The organism is Streptomyces sp. NPDC040718 (genome assembly GCF_055593565.1).
Map to the genome: position 1 here is coordinate 14,990 of NZ_JBVIXO010000028.1, position 21,829 is coordinate 36,818.

General features: G+C 71.6%; 23 protein-coding genes and 2 pseudogenes. 13 read left to right on the top strand and 12 right to left on the bottom strand.

The window, feature by feature from the left end:
• Nucleotides 1–227: 227 nt before the first annotated feature.
• Entirely contained in the window at nucleotides 228–1,523 is a 1,296-nt protein-coding gene (locus ACZ597_RS34935; protein WP_471339310.1) for an LCP family protein, read from the top strand.
• A gap of 240 nt (nucleotides 1,524–1,763) precedes the next feature.
• Nucleotides 1,764–2,663 carry a LysR family transcriptional regulator gene (locus ACZ597_RS34940; protein ID WP_471339312.1) on the top strand — a complete coding sequence of 300 codons (900 nt, stop codon included), beginning with the start codon at nucleotides 1,764–1,766 and terminating at the stop codon, nucleotides 2,661–2,663.
• Here ACZ597_RS34940 and ACZ597_RS34945 read toward each other — a convergent pair.
• A complete protein-coding gene (locus ACZ597_RS34945; RefSeq protein WP_471339314.1) occupies nucleotides 2,644–3,870 on the bottom strand; it encodes a beta-ketoacyl-[acyl-carrier-protein] synthase family protein in 1,227 nt (408 codons plus the stop codon). The two genes, ACZ597_RS34940 and ACZ597_RS34945, sit on opposite strands and share 20 nt — an antisense overlap.
• Nucleotides 3,871–4,067: 197 nt before the next feature.
• The gene (locus tag ACZ597_RS34950) at nucleotides 4,068–4,691 is read right to left on the bottom strand and encodes a TetR/AcrR family transcriptional regulator (protein WP_471339316.1); all 624 of its coding nucleotides are present in this window, start codon (nucleotides 4,689–4,691) and stop codon (nucleotides 4,068–4,070) included.
• Nucleotides 4,692–4,850: 159 nt separating this feature from the next.
• Between ACZ597_RS34950 and ACZ597_RS34955 the strand changes: the two genes are divergently transcribed.
• Entirely contained in the window at nucleotides 4,851–5,708 is an 858-nt protein-coding gene (locus ACZ597_RS34955; protein WP_471339318.1) for an alpha/beta fold hydrolase, read from the top strand.
• A 37-nt stretch (nucleotides 5,709–5,745) separates the two neighbouring features.
• On the opposite strand, the gene ACZ597_RS34960 is transcribed toward ACZ597_RS34955, so the two are convergent.
• Nucleotides 5,746–6,342, bottom strand: coding sequence for a TetR/AcrR family transcriptional regulator (locus ACZ597_RS34960; RefSeq protein ID WP_471339320.1), 597 nt, complete (start codon nucleotides 6,340–6,342; stop codon nucleotides 5,746–5,748).
• Between the two features lie 173 nt (nucleotides 6,343–6,515).
• On the opposite strand from ACZ597_RS34960, the gene abc-f reads away from it, so the two are divergent.
• Both abc-f and ACZ597_RS34970 read left to right on the top strand, forming a co-directional pair.
• The gene (gene abc-f / locus ACZ597_RS34965) at nucleotides 6,516–8,141 is read left to right on the top strand and encodes a ribosomal protection-like ABC-F family protein (protein WP_471339322.1); all 1,626 of its coding nucleotides are present in this window, start codon (nucleotides 6,516–6,518) and stop codon (nucleotides 8,139–8,141) included.
• A gap of 28 nt (nucleotides 8,142–8,169) precedes the next feature.
• A pseudogene (locus ACZ597_RS34970) lies at nucleotides 8,170–9,043 on the top strand (Vgb family protein).
• Here the strand turns inward: ACZ597_RS34970 and ACZ597_RS34975 are convergent.
• Nucleotides 9,033–9,674 carry a class I SAM-dependent methyltransferase gene (locus tag ACZ597_RS34975; protein WP_471339324.1) on the bottom strand — a complete coding sequence of 214 codons (642 nt, stop codon included), beginning with the start codon at nucleotides 9,672–9,674 and terminating at the stop codon, nucleotides 9,033–9,035. The pseudogene ACZ597_RS34970 and the gene ACZ597_RS34975 sit on opposite strands and share 11 nt — an antisense overlap.
• A 192-nt stretch (nucleotides 9,675–9,866) precedes the next feature.
• Here ACZ597_RS34975 and ACZ597_RS34980 point away from each other — a divergent pair.
• The 4 genes and pseudogenes from ACZ597_RS34980 to ACZ597_RS34995 form a co-directional block, all read left to right on the top strand.
• A pseudogene (locus ACZ597_RS34980) lies at nucleotides 9,867–10,114 on the top strand (oxidoreductase); the annotation flags it as partial.
• A 149-nt stretch (nucleotides 10,115–10,263) separates the two neighbouring features.
• A complete protein-coding gene (locus tag ACZ597_RS34985) occupies nucleotides 10,264–10,698 on the top strand; it encodes an ester cyclase (protein WP_471339326.1) in 435 nt (144 codons plus the stop codon).
• Nucleotides 10,695–11,279: a TetR/AcrR family transcriptional regulator gene (locus ACZ597_RS34990; protein ID WP_471339329.1), complete on the top strand. Its 585-nt coding sequence runs from the start codon at nucleotides 10,695–10,697 to the stop codon at nucleotides 11,277–11,279. Before ACZ597_RS34985 ends, ACZ597_RS34990 begins: the two co-directional genes overlap by 4 nt.
• Nucleotides 11,276–12,199, top strand: a complete 924-nt coding sequence (locus tag ACZ597_RS34995; RefSeq protein ID WP_471339331.1) for an oxidoreductase — start codon at nucleotides 11,276–11,278, stop codon at nucleotides 12,197–12,199. The genes ACZ597_RS34990 and ACZ597_RS34995 overlap by 4 nt, the downstream gene beginning before the upstream one ends.
• A gap of 617 nt (nucleotides 12,200–12,816) precedes the next feature.
• Here ACZ597_RS34995 and ACZ597_RS35000 read toward each other — a convergent pair.
• The 3 genes from ACZ597_RS35000 to ACZ597_RS35010 form a co-directional block, all read right to left on the bottom strand.
• Nucleotides 12,817–12,978 (bottom strand): transposase, encoded by a 162-nt coding sequence (locus ACZ597_RS35000; protein ID WP_471339333.1) that lies wholly within the window; start codon nucleotides 12,976–12,978, stop codon nucleotides 12,817–12,819.
• 149 nt (nucleotides 12,979–13,127) lie between these two features.
• Nucleotides 13,128–13,631 carry a GNAT family N-acetyltransferase gene (locus ACZ597_RS35005; protein WP_471339335.1) on the bottom strand — a complete coding sequence of 168 codons (504 nt, stop codon included), beginning with the start codon at nucleotides 13,629–13,631 and terminating at the stop codon, nucleotides 13,128–13,130.
• Nucleotides 13,632–14,031: 400 nt separating this feature from the next.
• Nucleotides 14,032–14,766 (bottom strand): NADPH-dependent F420 reductase, encoded by a 735-nt coding sequence (locus ACZ597_RS35010; RefSeq protein WP_471339337.1) that lies wholly within the window; start codon nucleotides 14,764–14,766, stop codon nucleotides 14,032–14,034.
• 32 nt (nucleotides 14,767–14,798) lie between these two features.
• On the opposite strand from ACZ597_RS35010, the gene ACZ597_RS35015 reads away from it, so the two are divergent.
• The 4 genes from ACZ597_RS35015 (at nucleotide 14,799) to ACZ597_RS35030 (ending at nucleotide 17,172) form a co-directional block, all read left to right on the top strand.
• On the top strand, nucleotides 14,799–15,224 hold the full coding sequence (locus ACZ597_RS35015; protein ID WP_361680115.1) for a winged helix-turn-helix transcriptional regulator: 426 nt from the start codon (nucleotides 14,799–14,801) through the stop codon (nucleotides 15,222–15,224).
• 149 nt (nucleotides 15,225–15,373) lie between these two features.
• Nucleotides 15,374–15,643: a telomere-protecting terminal protein Tpg gene (gene tpg / locus ACZ597_RS35020; protein ID WP_471339339.1), complete on the top strand. Its 270-nt coding sequence runs from the start codon at nucleotides 15,374–15,376 to the stop codon at nucleotides 15,641–15,643.
• 567 nt (nucleotides 15,644–16,210) lie between these two features.
• Complete coding sequence (locus tag ACZ597_RS35025; RefSeq protein WP_471339341.1) at nucleotides 16,211–16,510, top strand: hypothetical protein; 300 nt, start codon at nucleotides 16,211–16,213, stop codon at nucleotides 16,508–16,510.
• Nucleotides 16,510–17,172 carry a helix-turn-helix domain-containing protein gene (locus tag ACZ597_RS35030; RefSeq protein WP_471339343.1) on the top strand — a complete coding sequence of 221 codons (663 nt, stop codon included), beginning with the start codon at nucleotides 16,510–16,512 and terminating at the stop codon, nucleotides 17,170–17,172. The genes ACZ597_RS35025 and ACZ597_RS35030 overlap by 1 nt, the downstream gene beginning before the upstream one ends.
• Nucleotides 17,173–17,347: 175 nt before the next feature.
• Here ACZ597_RS35030 and ACZ597_RS35035 read toward each other — a convergent pair whose 3' ends face one another.
• From ACZ597_RS35035 to ACZ597_RS35055, 5 genes are all read right to left on the bottom strand, one after another.
• Nucleotides 17,348–17,620, bottom strand: coding sequence for a hypothetical protein (locus ACZ597_RS35035; protein WP_471339345.1), 273 nt, complete (start codon nucleotides 17,618–17,620; stop codon nucleotides 17,348–17,350).
• Entirely contained in the window at nucleotides 17,617–18,468 is an 852-nt protein-coding gene (locus ACZ597_RS35040) for an RNA polymerase sigma factor (protein WP_471339347.1), read from the bottom strand. Before ACZ597_RS35040 ends, ACZ597_RS35035 begins: the two co-directional genes overlap by 4 nt.
• 852 nt (nucleotides 18,469–19,320) lie before the next feature.
• On the bottom strand, nucleotides 19,321–19,542 hold the full coding sequence (locus ACZ597_RS35045; protein WP_471339349.1) for a hypothetical protein: 222 nt from the start codon (nucleotides 19,540–19,542) through the stop codon (nucleotides 19,321–19,323).
• A gap of 385 nt (nucleotides 19,543–19,927) precedes the next feature.
• Entirely contained in the window at nucleotides 19,928–20,608 is a 681-nt protein-coding gene (locus ACZ597_RS35050; RefSeq protein WP_471339351.1) for a hypothetical protein, read from the bottom strand.
• A 126-nt stretch (nucleotides 20,609–20,734) separates the two neighbouring features.
• Nucleotides 20,735–20,989: a hypothetical protein gene (locus ACZ597_RS35055; RefSeq protein ID WP_471339353.1), complete on the bottom strand. Its 255-nt coding sequence runs from the start codon at nucleotides 20,987–20,989 to the stop codon at nucleotides 20,735–20,737.
• Nucleotides 20,990–21,829: the final 840 nt, after the last annotated feature.

The window sequence follows — 21,829 nt, forward strand, 5'->3', positions numbered from 1 at the left end:
TGGAGCCTCGCGTCACGAAGCTCCCAGGACGCGAAGGAGAACGCCTCGAACGGGAGTCGAACCTGACAGGAACGGGGCACCGGACCGCCACGAGAACCGGACGTCGTACCGCTGGGCAATCCGGGCGTCCGCCCCGGCGCGTAACCCCCACCCGCCCCCGGCAACCGCAGTACGGTCCTCCCGCGGCTTCCGCCACCACCTCACCACACCACGTCAGGGGATGCGCGTTGCGTCGACTCACCGTTGCCCTCACGCTGCTGGCCACCCTCGCCGCGGGCGCCCACACGGGCCCGACGGCCCTGTCCGCCGAGCGCGGCACCGGCGGGACCGGCGGCCGCGGAACGAACTTCCTCGTCGTCGGAGTCGACAGCCGCGCCGGCCTCTCCGCCGCCGAGAAGCGCCGCCTGCACGTGGGCGGCGAGGGCTGCAACTGCACCGACGTGATGATGCTCGTCCACCTCTCCGCGAACGGGCGCCGCGCCAGCGTCGTCTCCATCCCCCGGGACTCCTACGTCCAGTACCCGGTCCCCGGCCCGCCCCGCTTCGGCAAGATCAACGCGGCGTACAAGATCGGCGGCGGCCCCCTGACCGTACGCACCGTCGAACAGGTCACCGGCCTCCGCGTCGACCACTACCTGGAGACCGGTTTCACCGGCTTCGAGCAGACCGTCGACAACCTCGGCGGCGCCACCGTCTGCACCGACGAACCCCTCCACGACGAGGGCTCCGGCCTCGACATCACCGCCGGCGTCCACCGCACCGACGGCAACCGGACCCTGCGCTACGTCCGGGCCCGCCACGTCAACACACGGCCCGGCGACCTCGGCCGCGTCCGCCGCCAGCAGCGCACCGTCACCAACCTGCTGGCCCGCCTCACCGCCGAAGGGGCCCTCTCCGGCCCCGTCAACACGGCCCGCACCGTCCGCACCCTCCTCAAGACCGTACGCACCGACGCCGCGACGGACCTGCACGACCTCGTCCGCATCGGCTGGGCCCTCGGCCGGCTCCGCGCCGACCGCACCGAGTTCGCCACCGTCCCCATCCGCCTCTTCGACCACCGCGTCCCCGGGGTCGGCTCCACCCTGGTCTGGCACGAGGCCCGCTCCGCCGCCCTCTGGGACGCCCTCGCCGACGACCGCCCCATCACCGGCGACCCCCGCATCCAGCCCGTCCCCGAAACCCCCGTAGAGACCAACCCGGCCGCCATCAGGCTCCGCGTGGACGACCCCGCCGTCGCCGAGGCCCTCACCCGCGCCGGCTTCCAGGCGACCCCCAGGCCCGCACCCCCCGCACGCCCCGAAGGCCCGCCCGTCATCACGTACGCCCCCGCCCTGCGGGCGGACGCGGCCACCCTCGCGGCAGCCCTCCCCGGCGCCCGCCTGAACCCCGTCCCCGACCACGACAACACCTTCGACGTCACCGTCGGCACCACCCCGGTCCAGGTCAAGACGGTGACCTGGGACCGCAACAAGGCCGACGGCGCCCCCGTCACCGCGAACGCCCTCCGCTGCCCCGCCGGCTGACGGAACGCCGCACCGCCTCCCGGGCCGCGCCGGACCCGGGAGGCGGTGCGGCGTCCCGTCGGCCGGGACCCGGTGGTCGGCACCCGTCCGGCGAAACCCGCTCCCCGGTTCCGGACCCGGCCGCGGCCACCGGACAGGGTTGCCGCCTGGGTCCCGGCCCACCGAAAATCCTCCGCCCCTCCTGACATCCAGTCAATCCTTGGGTTTCCTTGCCGACACCCAAGAAATACCTTGGATGTCATGACCCTGGACGATCTACGGGTGTTCGTGGCTGTGTGCCGGGCCGGGAGCCTCAGCGCGGCGGCCCGCGAACTGGGCCGCACCCAGTCCGCGGTCAGCCAGCACGTCAAACGCCTCGAACGCGAGACGGCGACCGCCCTGCTCGAACGCCGCCCCCGCGGAGTGGCCCCCACCGAGGCCGGCCGGATCCTCTACGAGGCCGCCGCCGACGGGATCACCGGCCTGGACCAGGCGCTGCGCCGCCTCGGCGACCTGGCGAACGGCGAGGGCGGATCCGTACGCATCGGCACCGGCGGCGTGACCGTCCGCCACTTCATGGCCGAGGCCATCGTCGACTTCCGCCGCCACCATCCCCGGACGAGCCTGGAGTTCCGCACCGAGACCTCCAGCCGCCGCTGCTTCGAGGCCCTCCTGGCCGGCACCCTGGACCTGGCCTGGATCACCATCGGCCCACCCGTACCCGGCATCGAGCAGCGCCCGGTGGTCGACCTGCCCTGGGTCCTCGCGGTCCGTGCCGACGACCCGCTCGCCGCCCGCCCGGGCATCGCCGCCGCCGACCTCACGGACCTCCGCCTCGTCCGCCTGCCCCCGAACTCCATCTCCGGCGCCCGCCTGGACGCGGCCTTCACCGAACTCGGCGTCCGGGTCGGCTCCGACACCAGCGTGGCGGACTGGGACACCGCCCTCCTGCTCGCCGAACTCGGCCTGGGCCACACCGTCGTACCGGCCGTCCCGGGCCTGCGCACCGCCCCCGACGGCCCCCTGCGCCTGGTCCCCGTACCCGCCCTCCCGCCCCTCCCCGTCGGCTGGGCGGTCCGCCGCTGGGACGCCCTCACCCCCCTGGCCCGCGCCTTCGCCGACTCGGTCGGCGACCGGACCGTCAGCCACGTCCGGCGGTGAACACCAGCGAGGCGTTGTGCCCGCCGAAGCCGAAGGAGTTGGACAGCGCCGCGCCGAGCGCGCCCCGCCGGGGCCGTCCGGCGACGACGTCGAGCTCCACCCGCGGATCGAGCTCGTCGAGGTTCCGCGTGGCCGGCACGACCTGATCGCGCAGGGCGAGGATCGCGGCGACGGCGCCCAGTGCGCCCGCCGCGCCGAAGAGGTGCCCCGTCATCGACTTGGTCGCGGTGACGACGGGATGGGTGCCGATGGCCTCGGCCGTCGACTCGGCCTCGGTGAGGTCGCCCGTGGGGGTGGAGGTCGCGTGGGCGTGCACGTGCCGGACGTCGAGCGGGCCGAGCCCGGCCGAGGCCAGCGCGAGGCGCATCGCGCGCACCTGCCCGTCCCGGTGGGCGGCGGTGATGTGGTGCGCGTCGGAGGTGACGCCCGCCCCGGCCAGTACCGCGTGCACGCGGGCGGCACGCGCGGCCGCGAAGCCGGCCCGCTCCAGGACCACCAGGGCGGCCCCCTCCCCGATGACGAAGCCGTCCCGGCCGGTGTCGAACGGCCTGGAGGCCTCGCGCGGTGCGTCGTTGCGCGTGGAGTGCGCCTTGGCCTGGGCGAACCCGGCCAGCGGCAGCGGGTGGATGCACGCCTCGGCCCCGCCCGCGACGACCACGTCCGCACGCCCCAGCCGGATCAGGTCCAGGCCCATCGCGATCGCCTCGGCGCCGGAGGCACAGGCGCTGACCGGGGTGTGGGCGCCGCCCCGGGCGCCGAGTTCGATGCTGACCCAGGCCGCCGGTCCGTTCGCCATCAGCATCGGCACGGTGTGCGGCGAGACCTTGCGGACCCCGGACGCCTCCAGGACGTCGTCCTGCCCGAGCATGCTCAGCGCGCCGCCCGTGCCCGTACCGATCACCACGGCCAGCCGTTCCGGCTCGACCTGCGGCCGCCCGGCGTCGGCCCACGCCTCCCGGGCCGCGATCAGCGCCACCTGCTCGCACCGGTCCAGCCGCCGGGCCTGCACCCGGTCCATGACCTCGGCCGGTTCGACCCGCAGCCGGCCGGCGATCCGCACCGGCAGGCCGGCCGCCCACTCCTCCTCGATCGCGCTGATCCCCGACTCCCCGGCCAGCAGCGCCGCCCAGGTCGAGGGGACGTCCCCGCCGAGCGGCGTCGTGGCACCCATCCCCGTCACCACCACGTCCGTCATACCCGTGGTCATCACACAGCCCCCTTTGTTGGATCGGCACAGCTCCGCAGCCCGGTCCGGGGCGGAGGTGATCAAGACATTCGCCAATCTGTCAGGGAATTCACGAACCATCAGGTGTCGCGATCGACGGAGTCCGCAACCTGAGTTTTGTGTGTGTCCTACCAAAAGCCGCACGGTGCCGGGGAGGATCCGCGGTTGCCGGGTCCGTGTCAGCCCGCCGGGGGGCGGGGAGCGGGTGCGCCGGAACGCCCGGCGCCCGCGGCGACCCCGTCCATCAGGATCCCGACGAGGTCGCGGGTGTAGGTGTCGGCGACCGCGCCCCGCCGCACCAGGATCCGCATCCACAGCGCTCCGGCCAAGGCGTCCACCAGCGGCGCCGGATCGGCGTCGGGCGGCAGGTCGCCCCGGGCCACCGCGCGCTCGAACAGGGGCTGGTGGCGGCCGAAGCGGTCGTCGAGGAAGGAGACCACGAGGTCCCGCATCGCCTGGTGGCGCACCGCCCCGACCAGCGCGGCCTCGACGACGGTCCGCCGGTGTTCGTCGTCCAGCAGGTGCTGCACCTGCTCGGCGAGCGCGGTCAGGTCGCCGCGCAGGCTGCCGGTGTCGGGCGGATCGAACCGGAGGACGTGCGAGTGCAGCAGTGCGTCCCGCAGCAGCTCCGTCTTGGACGACCACCAGCGGTAGATGGTCGTCTTGTTGACCCCGGAGCGCTGGGCCACCCCCTCGATGGTGAGGGAGTCGAAGCCCAGGTCGCCCAGCATGTCGAGCGTGGCCGTGAAGATCTCGGCCCTGCGCCGCGGCCCGCCGCGCTCTCCGTCTTGTCTCTGCGTCACCCCTGGCCCCTTCCGTACGAGTGGGAGGGCCAGCCTACTGCAACGCAACGTGGCGTTGTGATATGGGCCCCCCACCCCTAATATGCAACGCAACGTTGCGGCGCATTCCGGGGTGCTTCCGCCCCTGGACGAGGACGCCGCACCTGCCAGGGGGAGAGCATGAGCGCACACCGGCCGGCGGCCGCGGTCACCGGACTCCGTCCCGCCCCGGGCCGTCCGGGCATCTGGACCGCCGGAACACCCGACGGCATTCCGCTGGTCCTCGTCCACGGGATCCGGTTGTCCGCCCGGATGTGGGACCCCCACGCCCGCCGGCTGGCCCCCCGTTTCCGGATCACGGCCCCCGATCTGCCCGGACACGGAACCCGGCGCGACCGCCCGTTCAGCCTCGAGGAGGCGGTCGCGCGGGTCGGCGACGCCGTGGAGGAAGCCGCCCTGGCCACCGGCCGGCGTCCCCTGGTGGCCGGCGCCTCCCTCGGCGGGTACGCCGCCCTCGCCTACGGCGCCGCACACCCCGCCACCGCCGCCGCAGTCCTCGTCCAGGGTTCGACCGCCCGGCCCGACGGGTTCACCGGCCGGATCTACCGCGGCGCCGCCCGCGTCGTCGGAGCACTCGGCCCGGACCGCGCCGCCCGCCTCGACTGCCGGGCGCTCAGGCGGCGGCTGCCCGCCGAGAGCCACGAGGCCGTCATGCGCGGCGGGCTCGCCGTGCACGCCGTCGCCGAAGTCGTCGAAGACCTCACCCGGCGCGACTTCCTCGACGTCGCCGGCCGCTGCGGGCTCCCCGTCCTGTTCGTCAACGGCCTCGGCGACACCCTCTTCCGCGCCCAGGAGAGGGAGTTCGTCGCAGCGGTCCGAGCCGGCGGCGGATACGCCCGCCTGTTCCACGTGCGCGGCCCGCACGTCATGTCCATCAGCGACCCCGCCGCCTTCACCAGGACCCTGGAGCGCGGCTACGCACTCCTCTCCGGCGCACGCCCCGAAACCTTCGCCGCGCCCGCGGACGAGACCCCGTGAACCCCCGGCCCGAGCGGCGGACGCCACCAGCCCGCCGTCAGGCCCCCGGGACCCCGTAGACGCCCGCCCGCCCCGCCGCCGCGGCACCCGCCGCCGCCCGGCCGGGCAGGGCCGGGTCCGGGTCCGCCCGCAGGAGCAGCAGCTCGTGGTAGAGCGGGGAGGTCGCCGCGACCAGCAGCGCGCGGGCGTCCGCCGGACCCGGCAGCTCGCCCCGCCCGGCGGCGCGGGTGGCGACCACCGCGCAGCGGGCGTAACGGTCCTCCCAGAAGCGGGCCAGGGCGCCCGCCGCCTCGGCCGAGCGGAATCCGGCCGCGATCAGCGCCGCGGTCAGGCTGGGCCCGCCGCCCGCCAGGGCCTCGTAGACCTCCTGGTTGAGCGCGGTGAGGTCCCCCTCCAGCGACCCGGTGTCCGGCGGGCTCCACGTGTCGTCGGACGCGGCGTCGAGTACGTCGGCCAGCAGGCCCCCGACGTCGCGCCAGCGCCGGTACACGGTGGTGCGGTGTACACCCGCCCGTTCGGCGACCGCGTCGACCGTCAGCCCGTCGTACCCGCCCGCGATCAGCAGCTCGCCCACCGCCGCCAGGACCTGGGCGCGGACCCGCGCGCTGCGGCCGCCCGTCCGGCGCCGCGGCATGGCCGGATCCAGATGATCTTCATGGCCGGAACCCTCGCTTGCGTGCTCAGCAGCATCCATGGAACGATCTTAAAGCAACATTAGTCGCTATAAGGAGTCTCTGATGATCCTCACCCGCAGCTCCCGCCACCACGCCGCCCTCCCGCCCGCCCCCGAATACCCGGAGCCGCTCCATGACCGCACAGCTCACCGCGACTGACCTCGGCAAGTCCTACGCCGGCCGCACCGTCCTCGACTCCGTCCACTGTTCCGTCACCGACGGAACCCGCCTCGGCATCGTCGGCGAGAACGGATCGGGCAAGTCGACCCTCCTCCGCCTGCTCGCCGGAGCCGAACGCCCCGACAGCGGCACCGTCACCGTCCGCGCCGAAGGAGGCATCGGCTACCTCGCCCAAGAGGAGCACCTCCCCGCCCACCTCACCGTCCAGCAGGTCATCGACCGCTCCCCCACCGAACTCCGCACCATGGAAGACCGCATGCGCCGCCTGGAGGCCCGCATGGCCGACGGCGACACCGCGGACGAGACCCTCACCGCCTACGCGGACCTCCTCACCGCCTTCGAACTGCGCGGCGGCCACGACGCCGACGCCCGCACCGAACGCGCCCTGCACGGCCTCGGACTGCTCGGCCTGCCCCGCGACCGCACCGCCGGCGAACTCTCCGGCGGCCAACAGGCCCGCCTGCGCCTCGCGGTTCTGCTGGCCTCCGCCCCCGAGGTCCTGCTCCTCGACGAACCCACGAACCACCTCGACCACACGGCCCTGACCTGGCTGGAGGACCACCTCCGCGCCCGCCGAGGCATCACCGTCGCCGTCTCCCACGACCGCCGGTTCCTCGAACGCGTCACCACCGCCCTCCTGGAGGTCGACGGCGACCTCCACCGCACGGTCCGCTACGGCAACGGCTACGCCGGCTACCTCACCGGCCGCGCCGCCGAACGGAAGCGCCGCTCCCAGGCCCACACCACATGGCGCGAGGAGACCGAGAGGCTGCGGGAATCCGCCGCCGTCACCGCCCGCGAGGTGGCCCCCGGCCGGGCCATGAAGGACGGCAACAAGATGGCCTACGACCGCGCCGCCGGCCGCGTCCAGAAGTCCCTGGCCGGCCGGGTCCGCAACGCCGAGGAACGCCTCGCCCGCCTGCTGGCCCACCCGGTCCCCGCACCGGCCGACCCGCTCCGGTTCACCGCCGTCCCGCGCACCACCGCCACCGCCACCCCGCAGGGCCCGGCCCTCACGGCGGACGGCGTGTCGCTGGCGGGCCGCCTGGCACCCGTGGACCTCGCCCTGCCGGCCGGCGGCCGGCTCCTGATCACCGGCCCCAACGGAGCCGGCAAGAGCACCCTGCTCGGCGTCCTGGCAGGCACCCTCACCCCCGACCGGGGCCGCGTCGTACGCCGCGCCCGGACCGGACTGCTGACCCAGCGGACCCACCCGGGCCCGGCCCACCGCCCGCTCCTCGCGGCCTTCGCCGCGGGCCGCCCCGGCACGCCCGAGGAGCACACCGAACAGCTGCTGTCGCTCGGCCTGTTCGCCCCCAGCCGGCTCACCACCCCGGTCGGCACCCTCTCCGCCGGCCAGCGGCAGCGGCTCGCCCTCGCCCGGCTGGTCACCGAACCCGCCGACGTCCTGCTCCTGGACGAGCCGACCAACCACCTCTCGCCCGCGCTGGCCGAGGAACTCGACGAGGCCCTCGCCTCCTTCCCCGGCGCCGTGGCCGTCGTCAGCCACGACCGCCGCCTGTGCGCCCGCTGGCAGGGCGACCGCCTCGTCCTCCGCGCCCCCGCCACCGCGGCCTGACCCTCCCTCACCCACCGAAAGGCCCCCCTTGACCCGCCTGATCCACACGTACACCCTCCCCACCCCGGGAGCCGGCCCCTACGCCCTCACCACCGGCCCCGACGGCAACATCTGGTGCACCCTGGTCCACGCCGGCCGCATCGCCCGCCTCACCCCCGACGGCCGCACCGACGAGTTCCCCCTGGACTCGCCCGACTGCGGACCGACCCTGATCACCGCCGGCCCCGACGGCGCCCTGTGGTTCACCCGCAACCGCGACCACCGCATCGGCCGCATCACCCCCGACGGCGAAGCCCGCAGCCACCCCCTCCCCGGCACCGCCCCGGGCCCGTACGGCATCACCGCCGGCCCGGACGGCGCCGTCTGGTTCACCACCCTGAACACCGCCACCGTCACCCGCGTCACCCCGGCCGGCGAACTCACCGAACACGCCCTCCCCGACGGCTCCTTCCCGTCCTTCGTCACCACCGCCGCCGACGGCGCCCTGTGGTGCACCCTCAACCAGGGCAACGCCCTCGCCCGGACCACCGCCACCGGCGAGACCACCCTCCACCCCCGGCGCCGCCCCCGTCGGCCTCGCCGCGGCCCCGGACGGCACCCTCTGGTTCGCCGAGATCGGCACCGGCAGCATCGGCCGCCTGACCCCCGCCGGAATCACCGAACACCCCCTGCCGGAACCCCAGTGCCGCCCGCACGCCGTGGCGGTGGCCCCGGACGGCTCCTGCTGGTACACGGCATGGGCCACCGGCCGCATCGGCCGCGTCACCCCGGACGGCGACGTCACCGAGTTCCCCCTCCCCACCCCCGACTGCGAACCCCACGGCCTCGCCTTCGCCCCCGACGGAACCCTGTACGTCGCACAGGAGAGCGGCGAGGTCACCCGCTGGGACGTCAGCCCCTGACCCCGTCGGCCCGGGCCAGCAAGTGCGCGTCGAGGAAGCCCCGTTCGGACGCAGGACCGTGGACCAGCCGGGCGAACGGGACGAGCCCGGCCCCGGCCAGCACCTCGGCGAACCGGTCCACCGGCCAGCTGTACGCGGGCGCCACCTTGTGGTCGAAGCGGACCGGCTCCGTTCCTTCGGCCACGCAGAACGAGACCAGCAACAAGCCCCCCGGCGCCAGGACGCGCAGCTGCTCGGCGAGCAGCGCGGGCAGCTCCCCGGGCGGGGTGTGGATCATCGAGTAGTGCGCGAGCACCCCGCCGAGCGCGCCGTCCTCCACCGGCAGGGCCTCCATCCGCGCCTCGTCGAACCGCAGAGCCGGATGCGCCCGCCGGGCGTGGTCCACCATGCCCGGCGAGAGATCGACCCCGAAGGCGTCCAGCCCCAGATCGTCCAGCAGAGCCGTCAGATGCCCGGGCCCGCACCCGACATCGGCCACCCGCAGCCTCCCCGCGCCCCGTACCAGCTCGGCGAAGGTCCCCACCATGGCCCGCGCGAACGGCCGCGTCTCCAGCCGATCGGCGAACAAGGAGGCGTACAGCTCGACGACCCCGTCATAGCCGGCCCTGGTCTCATCCCGGTATCCACCCACCGCCGACACCCTACAACGGGAGCAGGCCGCCGTACGGTGGGCACCCGTCGACCCGGAGGTGACGTGCCCCTGCGGATGAAGCTGTGCGCGATAACACTCGACTGCTCCGATCCGCTGGCCCTGGCGGCTCTCCGGCGCGAGCGCCGTCGTGACCGGCGGCTACTCCGGACTCGGCCTGGAGACCACCGGGGCCCTGATCGCCGCCGGGCCGGCTGGGAGAGCCAGCTCGCCGCCAACCACCTCGGGCACGTCACCCTCGCCTGCGAGCTCCATCCGCTCCCGGCCGCCGCCGGCGGCGCCCGCGTGGTCGTCAACAGCTCGGCCGGACACACCTTGACCGACATCCGCTGGCACGACCGCACTTCCGCACCGGCTACGACAAGTGGCCGGCCTACGGGCAGGCGAAGACCGCCAACTCCCTCTTCGCCGTCCACCTCGACGCCTCGGACGCCGCCGCAAGGCTCTGGGACCTGTCGGTCACCGCGACCGGCCCCAAGCCGTTCCCCCGATGAAGAACCGATCCGGTTCTCTATTGGTTACACCGTACACATTGTGTACGGTGTAACCACATCGTCGATCGGAGGAACCGATGTCCCACCCGACTGTCGCGCACGCGTTCGCCGCCCTGATGAACGGTCACGACCCCGACGCCGTGGACGGCTTCGTCGCCGAGGAGTACGTCAACCACAACCCCTACGTCGAGGACGGACGCGAGGCCAACCGGGCCTTCTGGGGCCGCTGGTTCGCCGCCTTCCCCGACACCCGCGTCACCCTCGAAGACGTCCTGACCGACGGCGACCGGGTCGTCGGCAGGTTCACCTACCGCGCCACCCACCTCGGATCGCTGCTCGGCGAGCAGCCCACGGGACGGACGGTGGAAATGCGGTCGCTGGACATCTGGCGGGTCCACGACGGCATGGCGGTCGAGCACTGGGACGAGCTCAACACCCTCGAGTTCTTCACCCAACTGGGCCTCCTCGCGCCCGCCGGCGCGCAGGACCCGGCAGAGGCGGCGACGTCGTGACACCCCCGCCGCAGGAGCGCGAGCCCTCCCCCTCCCAGCAGCGCCGCGAGCGCGAACGCGCCGCAGCACGCACCGAAATCCTGCAAGCCGCCCGCGACCTGGCCAAGGCCGAGGGCTGGGAAGCGGTGAGCATGCGCCGGCTGGCCGACCGGATCGGCTACTCCGCCAACTACGCCTACCGCTACTTCAAGGGCCGCGACGACATCCTGCTGGCCTTCGTCAAGGACGGGTTCGTCCGCCTCGCCGCCGGCATGCGCTCCAGCGGTACGTCCCTCCAGGCCGCGGCCGCCGCCTACCTGGACTTCGCCCTCGACGAGCCGGACCTCTACCAGGTCATGTACGGCCTCGGCGGCGTCCACGTACCCGCCGCACAGACCGTCACCGAGGGCGACGCCGTCGGCGCGGTCATCGCGGACGCCCTCGGGACCACGGACCCCTACGACGACCGCGTCGCCCGCATCTGGGCCACCGCGCACGGCCTCGCCGCCCTGCACTCCATCCGCAAGCTCCCCGTCGACCGCGCCCACCTCCACCGCCTGCTGGCGGCGAGCGTCGACGACCTGCAAGGAGGCGCACGATGACCACCCGATGGACGACCGACGACATCCCGGACCAGACCGGCCGCACGGTCCTGGTGACCGGCGCCAACAGCGGCCTGGGCTACGTCACCGCCCGCGAACTCGCCCGCCGCGGCGCGCACGTCATCCTCACCGCGAGGAACGCCGACAAGGGCAGAGCCGCACTGGACAGACTCCGCGGCGAACTCCCGGAAGCCTCCGCGGAGCTGCGCCCCCTGGACCTCGCCGACCTGGACTCGGTCCACGCGTTCGCCGACGCCCTCGACACGCCCGTGGACGTACTCGTCAACAACGCGGGGATCATGATGCCGCCCCGCTCCCTCACCAAGCAGGGGTTCGAGTCCCAGTTCGCCACCAACCACCTGGGACACTTCGCCCTCACCGGCCTCCTGCTGGACCGGCTGCGAGCCGGCCGGGACCCGCGCGTCGTGACGGTCACCTCGACCCTGCACAAGAACGGCGCCATCCACTTCGACGACCTCGACGGCGCCCGCTCGTACTCACCACGCGGCTTCTACGCCCAGTCCAAGTACGCCAACGTGCTGTTCGCCCTGGAACTGGACCGCCGACTGCGCGCGAGCGCCGCCCCGGTCCACAGCCTCCTGGCACACCCCGGCTACTCGGCCACGAACCTCCAGTCCTCCGGACCCACCGGGCTGCTCAGGTCGATCCTCAAGGTCACCAACCGGCTCGTCGCCCAGGACGTCGGGACGGGCGCGCTCAACCAGCTCTACGCGGCCGCTTCCCCGCACGCCCGGGGCGGCCAGTTCATCGGCCCCGACGGCCGCAACGAGTCCAAGGGCCACCCCACCCTCGTACAGCCGACCGAATCCGCCAAGAACCCCGAAACCGCCCGCCGCCTGTGGGACCTGTCGGAGAACCTCACCGGAGTCACGTACGCCTTCCCACCCCGACAAGCCTGACCCGAAACCCGACAGCCCTGCCAAGACGGGAAAGGCGCCGCTCATCACGAACGGCCGCGGCTGCGGCAGACACCCCCAAGACCAGGGCTCACGCCTTCAAATCCCATTTCTATCCAGACCAAAAAATGAAGCACGCCCGACCCGAGGCCGCCCTGCACAGTCGAACAGCTGCGAGTCCGGGATCAGCTGCTGCACGGCAAAGGCCGATGCACGCATCACGGTACGTTCATCGGCCGCCGCGCGGGGCACGCGCCAACGTGACCCGCAATGTCCCTGGGGTGTGCCTTGGTTGGAGCCAGTAGCAGTCAGGGCGCCTGTAAACGCGCACACCTGTCGATCCAGGAAAGAGCGCGCGTAACGAGGTCGAGACTACGGCTGCCGGCGCCTTTCGCTCAGTGTGCGGGGCTGGGACAACAGCAGCTGCTGCCGGTGACGGTTCTGGCGCCAGACTGTCAAAGGTCAGAGCGAGCTTCTCCCGACACCAGCCGACAAGGCCGCCGGTGTAGCCGCCGTCGGCCCACACGAGGGTGATGTCGTGGTGCACACGGCGCAGCCGGTCGTGACTCGGCGATCAGCCCGTGCTCGCGCCAGCGGCGGATGAAGGCGTAGACCCGGCCTCAATCGGGGAAGTCCGTGGGTATCGCCCGCCACGAGATCCCGCCCGCGACCAGGTAGCGGATCGCGTCCAGCACTTGTCGATGACAGCAGCCCTCGGGCTGTCCACTGCCCCCCTGGAACGAGGCAGGCACCGACAGCAAAACGGCTGGACGGCCACCCACTCCGCGTCCGTCATGTCCGACGGATACCGGCGTACCCGGTCCGGATGGCCACCAGGAGGCCCTGCTTCAGGCGCGGAAACCGCCGCAGTCACTCGATCGAGACTCCCGTTCGATCGACAGCCTTCGAGATCGGTACGGGCAACGACCACTTACGTGTCGGGATGCTGCGGTAGGGCGAGCCAGTCCGACCAGGAGATCTCACGGCCGAGGAAGCGCGGCTGCTCGAACGGCCAGTCGGCGGCGATCCACTCTGGCACCAGCGCGTCGAGGGCCTGCTCGACCTCGCCGCCCACCAGCTCGTCCACCACCCACCAGGAGATCTCGCCGTCCGCGCCGGCCCTCTCCGGAGGGTCGATGTAGACACAGCCGAGCAGAGCTGTCTCCGCCGCGTCGAACAGCGCGTAGTTGAAGGACTGGTGCGCGGCGATCTCCTTCTCGTGCCGCAACAGGTCGGCCTGGTCGCCCTCGTAGGTCATGGTGGCCGCAGGCCAGCCCCAGGCCGGGCCGAAGATGGTCCACAGCCGCTCGCGCGAACCCATCACAGCCGGATAGTCGAGCGGGGTGTCGGCCTCCCGGATCGGCCGCAGGTGATGACCACCGCCCGGCAGCGGTACCAGGACGGGGTGGACGAAGTCATCGGGAAGCCAGCTCATGGCGCCCGACCGTAGCAGCGCGCGGCCGTCCGATCCCCTGGATTTTCCCCGCTGGCTTTGCTCACGTTCAGCAGCAGCGTTTGTCTGCCGGTTTGGGCGTCAGTTGGTGATCACTGGGCCTCGGAATGTTCACGAGAGATGGTTCTGGCTCACTTTCCGTGGAGCATGCACTCTGAGTGATGATCGTCGGGCGAGCGGGTGGCTCTGTAGCCGGGTTTCGAGAACGTTTGTCGTCCGGCCGCAGGAACAGTCGCCTCATCCGGAGAGTGATGTCGTCGAATATTGAGAACACCTCGGTGCTTGCTTCGGCACCGTGGTTGTGTCCACGTGCGCGATGCAACGGACTTGGCAGGACCCGTTCGATCCCCAGCCCCACGCGGGATCGGCCGGGCAGGTCTGGCTAGTCGTCGACGCCCCCCGGGGCGAGGGCGGGGGCCGGGAACGCGAAGCGGGCCTCGGCGCCCGACCACCAGACCCCGATGGCGAAGACGGCAGTGGCCTCCAGGAGGGCAGCGCGATCGAGCCCGCCGCAGGGCAGAGGCGTGCAGTCCATGGAGGTGATGACCTCCGTCACCCGCGTGGCGGCGCCCGGCTGGTCGGTGCAGAACGGGACCGCCAGAGGGGACCCTTCGAAGGCCGGCCGGTCCAGGGTCCAGATGCTCTCGTGGCAGACCCCGAACGCCTTCACCACATGGGCGCCGGGGGCGGCGTCCGCGATGAGCCGGGCGACGGAGGTGTTGCCGCCCGTGGTCAGGGCAGGGCCGTCCTCGCCTGGCGACATGGGAACGGTGCAGTCGATCACCGTCCGCCCGGCGAGCAGGGGGGCCAGTTCCCTGGCCAACTGCGGGGCGGCGTCCGCCGGTACGGCGATGAGTACCACGTCCCCGTGGGCCGCGGCCTCGGCGAGGCTGCCGTGCCCGGAGGCGCCGGTGAGCAGGGCGGTGCGGGAGGCCGCTTCGGTGTCCCGACCGCCCACCCGAACGTCATGGCCGGCGCGTACCCAGGCCGCGCCCAGAGCGGTGGCCATCGCCCCTGTACCAAGAATGCCGATGCGCATGTGCTTGCTCCTGTCGTCCGTGTCGCGAGATGTGCGAGGTGTGACGGACCAGACGCTAGGCGCGCCGATGCACACCACACGGTGTGCATCGGGCCGGGCAGGATGAACGCATGAGCGGCACGGCGGCAGAGGCAGACGGACAAGGCCTGGGCGAGGACCTGGGCGGTGGCGAGTACGCCGCGGACTGCCAGGCAAGGGTGGCCTTCGAAGTCCTGTCGAACCGCTGGGACAGCGTGATTGTGTACATCCTCGGCGAGAGCGGGCCCATGAGGCCCCGTGCGCTGATCACCCGCATCGGCGGGATCAGCCCCAAGGTCCTCAACGAAGCCCTGCGCCGCCTCGAGTACAACGGCCTGGTCGCACGCACGGCGTACGCCGAGGCCCCGCCGCGCGTCGACTACTCACTCACCGAGGCGGGCCTCGCACTGCTGGTCCCGATCCATGCGATGGGCGCGTGGGCGGGACGCTACACCGAAGCCGTCCTGGCGGCCCAGGCCCGCTTCGCACCCCGGGAAGACCGCCAGGACAGCAGCTAGCCAGGACGTTCCACTACCCTGGCCGGCGCGCTGCCTCTGCTGGCTGTCGTCGCGCGACACCCGCGGGCTCCGTTCCTGTTTCTCGCCAACATTTCCCGCAGCAGCCTCCCACGGTCGTTCCCAGAATCCGGCAACAACCGTTCCTGCATGTGGCCTACGTAGCCACCCGGGCGCGGTTCGGGTTCACCGCCGCGCCGGGCACCTCGGACGATGGGCGGATGCGGCGGATCACGCAGCACCTCCCGCCGGAGGTCGCGAGCCGACTGCTGGCAGCCCAGGACGCCGGCGCTTCCGAGGCCGAGCTGCAGCAGATCGCCGCGAACGGGCTCGGAGAGCTCTACTTCCGCGACAACGGGAGCCGCGCGGACGGCTTGCAGGTCGAGTTCACCGACATCGACTACATCGACGTGAACCTCTGATCGGCGGGCCGCAGGAACGAAAAGAGCCCGCGTCCAGGGACGCGGGCTCTTCCCATGCACGTGAAGTGCATCACAAAAGGGGGGCCGGATCTGCTGTGAACAGACGGCCCAGCAAACCGTCCGGGCTAGGGAGCGGCTTCGAACCCCACTATCGGGGGGGTGATTACTTAAGTCATCCGTGTCGGACGTCCTCGGACACCCCCGGACGGCGTTTCGGACAGCGTGTCGATGGAAGCGGTCTCTACATCGGGCTGCATCGCCAGATCGCAGCGGGCGCCCCGGACGGCTGCGGACACTCTCGGACACCCCTGCGGACAGTGCCGGACGCCTGCAGAAACCCCGACATGTGCACAGGCCAGTTGACTCCTGTCGCCGTGCCAGTTCCGCCATCGGAACCACGGGTTCCCTTTCCCTTGGGCGAACTCCCGCACCAGAAAGCGGCGTTGTGCATGGATCCGGTGGCGAGGCATCCTCAAGGAGCAGCCGCCGATCGGCTGCAGGGGCCTGTGAAGCCCCTTGCACCACCCCGTCCGGGCTATCAACGCAACGTCAGGAGCGTGGCTTCTCGTGTTTTGGCTTCCCACGCCGGGAGGCGGCTGGGTCCTCCAGCCGACCGCCCCGGCCCTTCAGGGCTGCATCATCACCGCTGGCACCCACCGCGGGTTCGGCTTCAAGAACTCCGTCCGCACGATTGTTGCCGTCGTCGCGGCCCTCGCGATGCTGTGGCTGTGCGTGTACGGCCACACCATCGAGGTCATCGGCGCCCTGCTGGCTGCGGTTCTCATCGAGATGACGAAGCCGATCAAGCAGACCCTTCATGATCTTCGTGCCGCGCTCGCGGCGCCCTGGTCTGGTAGTGAGGTCTGATGGCTGTAGTGGAGGTTCCTCAGGGACCCCTGCAGGCCCTGCGCAGGTCGAGGGGGATCACGCTAAGAGAGCTGGCGGACAAGGCCGGCATGCCGATTGCGACCCTCGTGCGATGGGAGACCGGGGAGACTACTCCCAGAAGAGACCGACTCGACCCGGTGCTGGGCCTGCTGGACGCGTCTAGGTCGGAACGTGAGGCGGTCCTGAAGCACTACGGCTTCCGCCCCAGGGGGTCCGACGAGGTGCACAACTTCCATCGTGCCCGCGAGGAGGCACGGATCACGGGAACGGGCCTTCGAACCGAGCGGATGGTCGACCGCATCGTGGCGATCAGGCCGCAGTCCCAGGCTGGCAGGCCCGATCCGACGCCGATCGCCACGCCGGTGGAACTCGCGGAGGCGCTCAACGCGGTGCACATCTGGGCTGGTAGCCCGTCGCTCCGCACGCTGCAGGACGCCAGCAACGGGATCCTGCGCCGCGCCACCATCAGCGACATGCTGAACACCAAGAAGGTCAACGAGACGCAGAGGATCCCCGACCTGGACCGGTGCATCGCCTTCGTGAAGCTGTGCGGGATCCGGGACACCGAGGAGTGGGTGTCCGTGTGGCGCCGCCTGAAGGCCCGCCAGCGCCCCCAGGCCGGGGGCTGGCTCAAGGTCTGACCGGCCCGCGGGCCAGCAGCTGCTCACGGGTACCACTCCGCGGGGTCGTCACCACATCGGTGGCGGCCCCGCGTTGCTGTACGTGCACGGGTACGGGGGTGTCTCGGCCCAGGTCGTCGGGTCGGCCGGGTGGGCCGCTGCCCCCGGGCGGGGGCGGCGGCGTCCCGGTGCCCGGTCACAGCAGTCCGAGCTTCTCCTCGATGTACTTCACCAGCCCGGTGGCGGCGATGAAGGTGACGCCGGCCGAGCAGATCGCCACGAGCCGGTCCGCCCCGAGGTGGCGGGTGAGGGGGAAGGCGATGAGCGCGGCGACCGCCCCACAGAGGAGCGCGATCAGGATCGCCATGACCTTAGTGGTCGTGGAGGGCACCTCGGCCGTGGCGCTGACGTTCGGTCCCGCCGGGACCGGGGGGTTGGGCGGGGCCGCGGGGGTGGTCGGGGCGCTCACGCGGCACCTCGCAGCTGCTTGTCGGCGACGGTCTTCGTGTGGAGCTGCTTGGGGATCCAGATGCGCCGGTCCCGGGCAGCCTGGTACAGGACGCGCCGGAAGCGGCTCTTGCGCATGCGTACGGCTCCGTAGCTGATCTTCAACATGTCCGCGATCTCGGTGTCCTGGTATCCGGCGCCGGTCAGGCGGACGACAGCCTGGGTCTCGGGCGGCTGTTCGTCCAGGATGTCCTCGAAGTCGGTGCTGAAGACGATGGCTTCGGGCTCGGCCAGGTGGCCGCAGGCCTGGAGCGGACCGGCGATCCCGTCGTACCTACGCGTCGCGTCCTCGGAGAAGTCGTACGCCGCGTGCACCTCGGCCCAGGCCAGCCGCTTCTTCGCCCAGGTCACGTACACGCGCCGGAACTGCCAGATGCACTGGCCGATGAAGTACGTCAGTAGGGTGCTGGCCCCGCTGGGACCGTTGTGGTTCGGGTCCCAGCCGCGTCCGCGCAGCGCGTTGCTGCGGAACGTCTTCAACGCGTTGACCATGACGTCGACGAGGATCTCGTCACGGGCCGCGGGGTCGCTGTGCAGGGCCCTGACGTCGTCGGGGTGGACCCAGAACCCGATGCCCCGCTCCGCGCACCGCCGCTGGGCGTGGCGGGCGAGCGTGCCCTTGCGGAGCATGCCCCTGAGGATCGGCAGGCTCTCCAAGCACAGGCGGTCGGCGAACACGTCGTACGCCGGTCCCTCGAACTTGCAGTCCTTCAACTCCTTCAGCAGGGCGGCGTCCTGCTGGATCCGAGCCTCGCGGTCGCCGGGCAGGCCCGTCTCGACGGCCTCCGCGATCTCACCCTTCATACGCATATAAATCTCCCTGTTTACCCTCCGCTCCTGATCAGCGACGATGTTTCTTTGTCGCGCGAGATAGGTGACGGAGTCGCCTTGTTGTAGGGGCTCCTGTGCGGGGGAAACCTGCGGATGTCACACGAGGTTCTAAAAATCTTTTGAACTTGACCGGACGGAGTCACGGTCCAGGCTCTGACCTGGGCGGATAGGCTCGGAGCCGCGAGGGATAGGCCTCCGTCCGGGCCGGGCGTGCAGATGCGGTACCTGGTCCGCCAGCGCAAGGGCTCCACGAAGGCTGCGCCCTGCTTGCTCGGCGTTTCGCGGCGCACGGTGGAGCGGTACGTCGGTGACCAGATCCGTACGCCCAAGCGGCGCTGGCCGACCGGATGGTGGGCGACGTCCGGCGCCGGTGGCAGTCCCAGGTACGCAAGCGCGCCCGCCAGCAGGCGGCCCAGCAGACCGGCTTGGTCATCGAGCCCCGCGCCCGGCACGACGGTCGGATGCGCCAGATCACCCAGCACTTTCCACGGGAGTGCGAGAGCCGGCTGCTGGCTGCCCAGGGTGCCGGGGCCTCCGAGGCCGACCTACAAGCGGATCGCGGCTGAGGAACTGCCGGACGTGTACTTCCAGGGCAGTGGTGACCGCGCCCAAGGCCTCTTGGTGGAGTTCACGGACATTGACTACAACGACGTGAACCTCTGAGCGCGACCGATGAGATGGGGAGGCCCGGCGAGGGCGCTGTGCGCCGCCCTCGCCGCCTTTCGCTCCGCCGGGACGGTTTCGGGCGGAGCGGGGCCTGCTCGGCCGTCAGATCGCCACGCAGGGGATTGCCCTGCCGGGGATCCGCGACTGGGAGTTGGAGCCCGCGCGCTACTCGATGAGGCCCGTCTTCTCGCCCAGCAGAAGGACGAGGGTCGTCGTGCCGACGAACGTCGCGGCCACCCAGATGATGGGATCGGCCTCGCTGCCCGTGCGGGTGGCCGCGATGTACGCGGCAAGGGCGCCGGCGATGCCCGTCATCACCGCCAGGAGCACGAAGAGCACCTTCACCCTGGCGTCTGGGCGCCGCGGTCGGGCGATCTCACTGCTCATGTGTTCGATTCCACGGCTGCCAGGCTGCTCTTCGCTGTGTACCGTCATGGATGGACCCCTGGGGTCTGGGGGCCTGCTCGCCACGATCCGGGAAGATTCCAACGGGCAGGCCCCGACTTGTTTCCTCGGCCCGGGTGGTCCGAGGACTGCTACTCCGCACCCCGCCGAGGCGTTCATCTCGCTGGTGAGGCCCTCTGGCGAATGGACGGCGCCCGCAGTTGTGCGGCCTGCCGATGCGTGCTCCCGCTTGGGGAGTGAGAGCGACAGTAGCCCCAGACGCACCGTCAGGCGGGGCGCTGAGCAGCACGGTTACCCTCAGGTAGCAAAAGGTGGAGCCGCTACGCGTGCGCCCGCCCGCGCACGCGTAGCGCGCATGTGACCCACCTCACCCTTTGCGCAGATGACGTTGCCTCCGACTCGCACTGAAGCGTCCACGGCGCCGGCGCTTCGACGTGAGCCCGTACTTCCGCAACAGGGCCTTGCGGGCCAGGTCGCTCTGCACGAGCCACCGGTCGTACTCGATGGCAGACAGGTCCTGCGGGGGCCGGTTTGCCTTGCCCCGCTTGACCGACGCGATCTCCTGACGGCGATGAGCCTGTGCCAGGACACGACGAGTCGACGCAAACCAGCGCTCAACAGTGGCTATCTCGTAGGTCGTGAGCTCGGCGAACTCGGTGGCCGGGATCCCCACTCCCATGGCCTTCCGGATCACGGACCGGGCCTTGGTCGAGATCATCAGTTCCTCCGCGGCCATACGACGCCGCCGAGCCTGGATCGTGTTCAGCCTCTCCCTGGCCGCCTCGGTCTCGACCACCTGCGCCGTGACCCGGCACTTGGCCATCCACTTCGAGACCGTCTTCAGCGCGTAGCCGGAGGTCTTGGCCACCTCCTCGAGGCTGATGCCGGCCGAGACGGCTTCGACGACGCGTCTCCGAACCTCGCGCAGGTGCTTCTCGTCGGCCGCTCGGAACCGCCTCCGACGTCGGTGGATGCGAGTCAGGAATACCCGAACCTCTGCGGCCACCTCTTCTGGAGGTTTTCTGGGTAAACCCGGCTTTTTGATCATGGAGCCCCCCTTCAAGAGCATCCTGCCAACGGACGCCTACTCGAAGGAGGGAGAGGGCTACTCCCGTACCTGAAGGTGCTGGGCCCGGCCGTCCCTCCCGTGGCCGGGCCCGCGCGTTGCGTGGTGTTACCGGCGCGACAGGTACAGCAGGGCGGGTAGGGCCAGGGACGTGAACGCGGCGAAGGTGGCGATGCCGACTGCGGCGGGGTCGGCCCAGGCCGGCGCCCATCGGACGAAGAGCGCTGCGCCGATGGCGAGCACGGTGCCGAGCACCGTGAGGGCGAAGGTGAGCGCCAGGAGGAGGACGAGCCGCTGTTGGCGCCCCCGGGCCAGCTCTTGCGGATCGGGCTCGGGGGTCTGGGTGGTGGTCGTGGTGGACATGGGTGTTCCTCTCGAATGCCCGGCGTCGGGCCGGGGGTTGTTGGGCGAGGGCCACTCTGCGAGCGATCGAGGACGGGATCGAGTTCTCGCGAATTTCCGTTCCGTGGCTAGTCAGAGGCCCCTCGGGGCGACTGGAGCGCAGATTCGCGAAGGCTTGACACGGCGCCGTGTCACGGGGTGCCCCGATCGCTGGGTCGAGGTTGCCTAGGGCGCATGCAAGCCGCGCAAGTCCCCCGTCTCTGGGCAGCCAGAATTTTTCTTCGGGAGCTAGTGACACGTAATTCCGGGCGCCATCCAATAGTTTTTGGTGAAGCCTGCTGAATTTGTTGACGCGACGTTCTGAATTCATCCCAAGTAACTGACGGTCCGTCAGTTTGCTGTGTTTTGGTGGTGAGTGGGGCCTTGGGGGACGGGCCGAGGGGCTGTACGCTCGCGTAGGTCCCGTTCTTGTTCTGGGATGTCCCCGCCGGTATCACCCCAGTTCAGAGGTCTGGAGACGGCCTGTCAGGGGCACTCAGGGACACAGAACTTGGTTCCCTCCCGGTCCCGTGCCCACCGCGCCCAGCCCCTTCGCTGTTGCCAGCCGCCCGCGAAGCGGGCCCAGGGCCAGGGGAGCGCAGCGACCCAGGCCCCGCGGCCGCGCAGCGGCTGCCCTCGGGCGGAGCGCAGCGCAGCCCGCAGCGGGAAGGAGCGAAGCGGATTCCCGCAGGTCAGAGAGCGAAGCGAACTGACCAGCCACCGCGAAGCGGTGGCCCCCACTGGCCCGAAGGGCCGGCCGCCCGAGCGCAGCGAGGGCGCGTACCTCTCACGCGCGCAGCGCGTGAGAACCCGCTCCGCGGG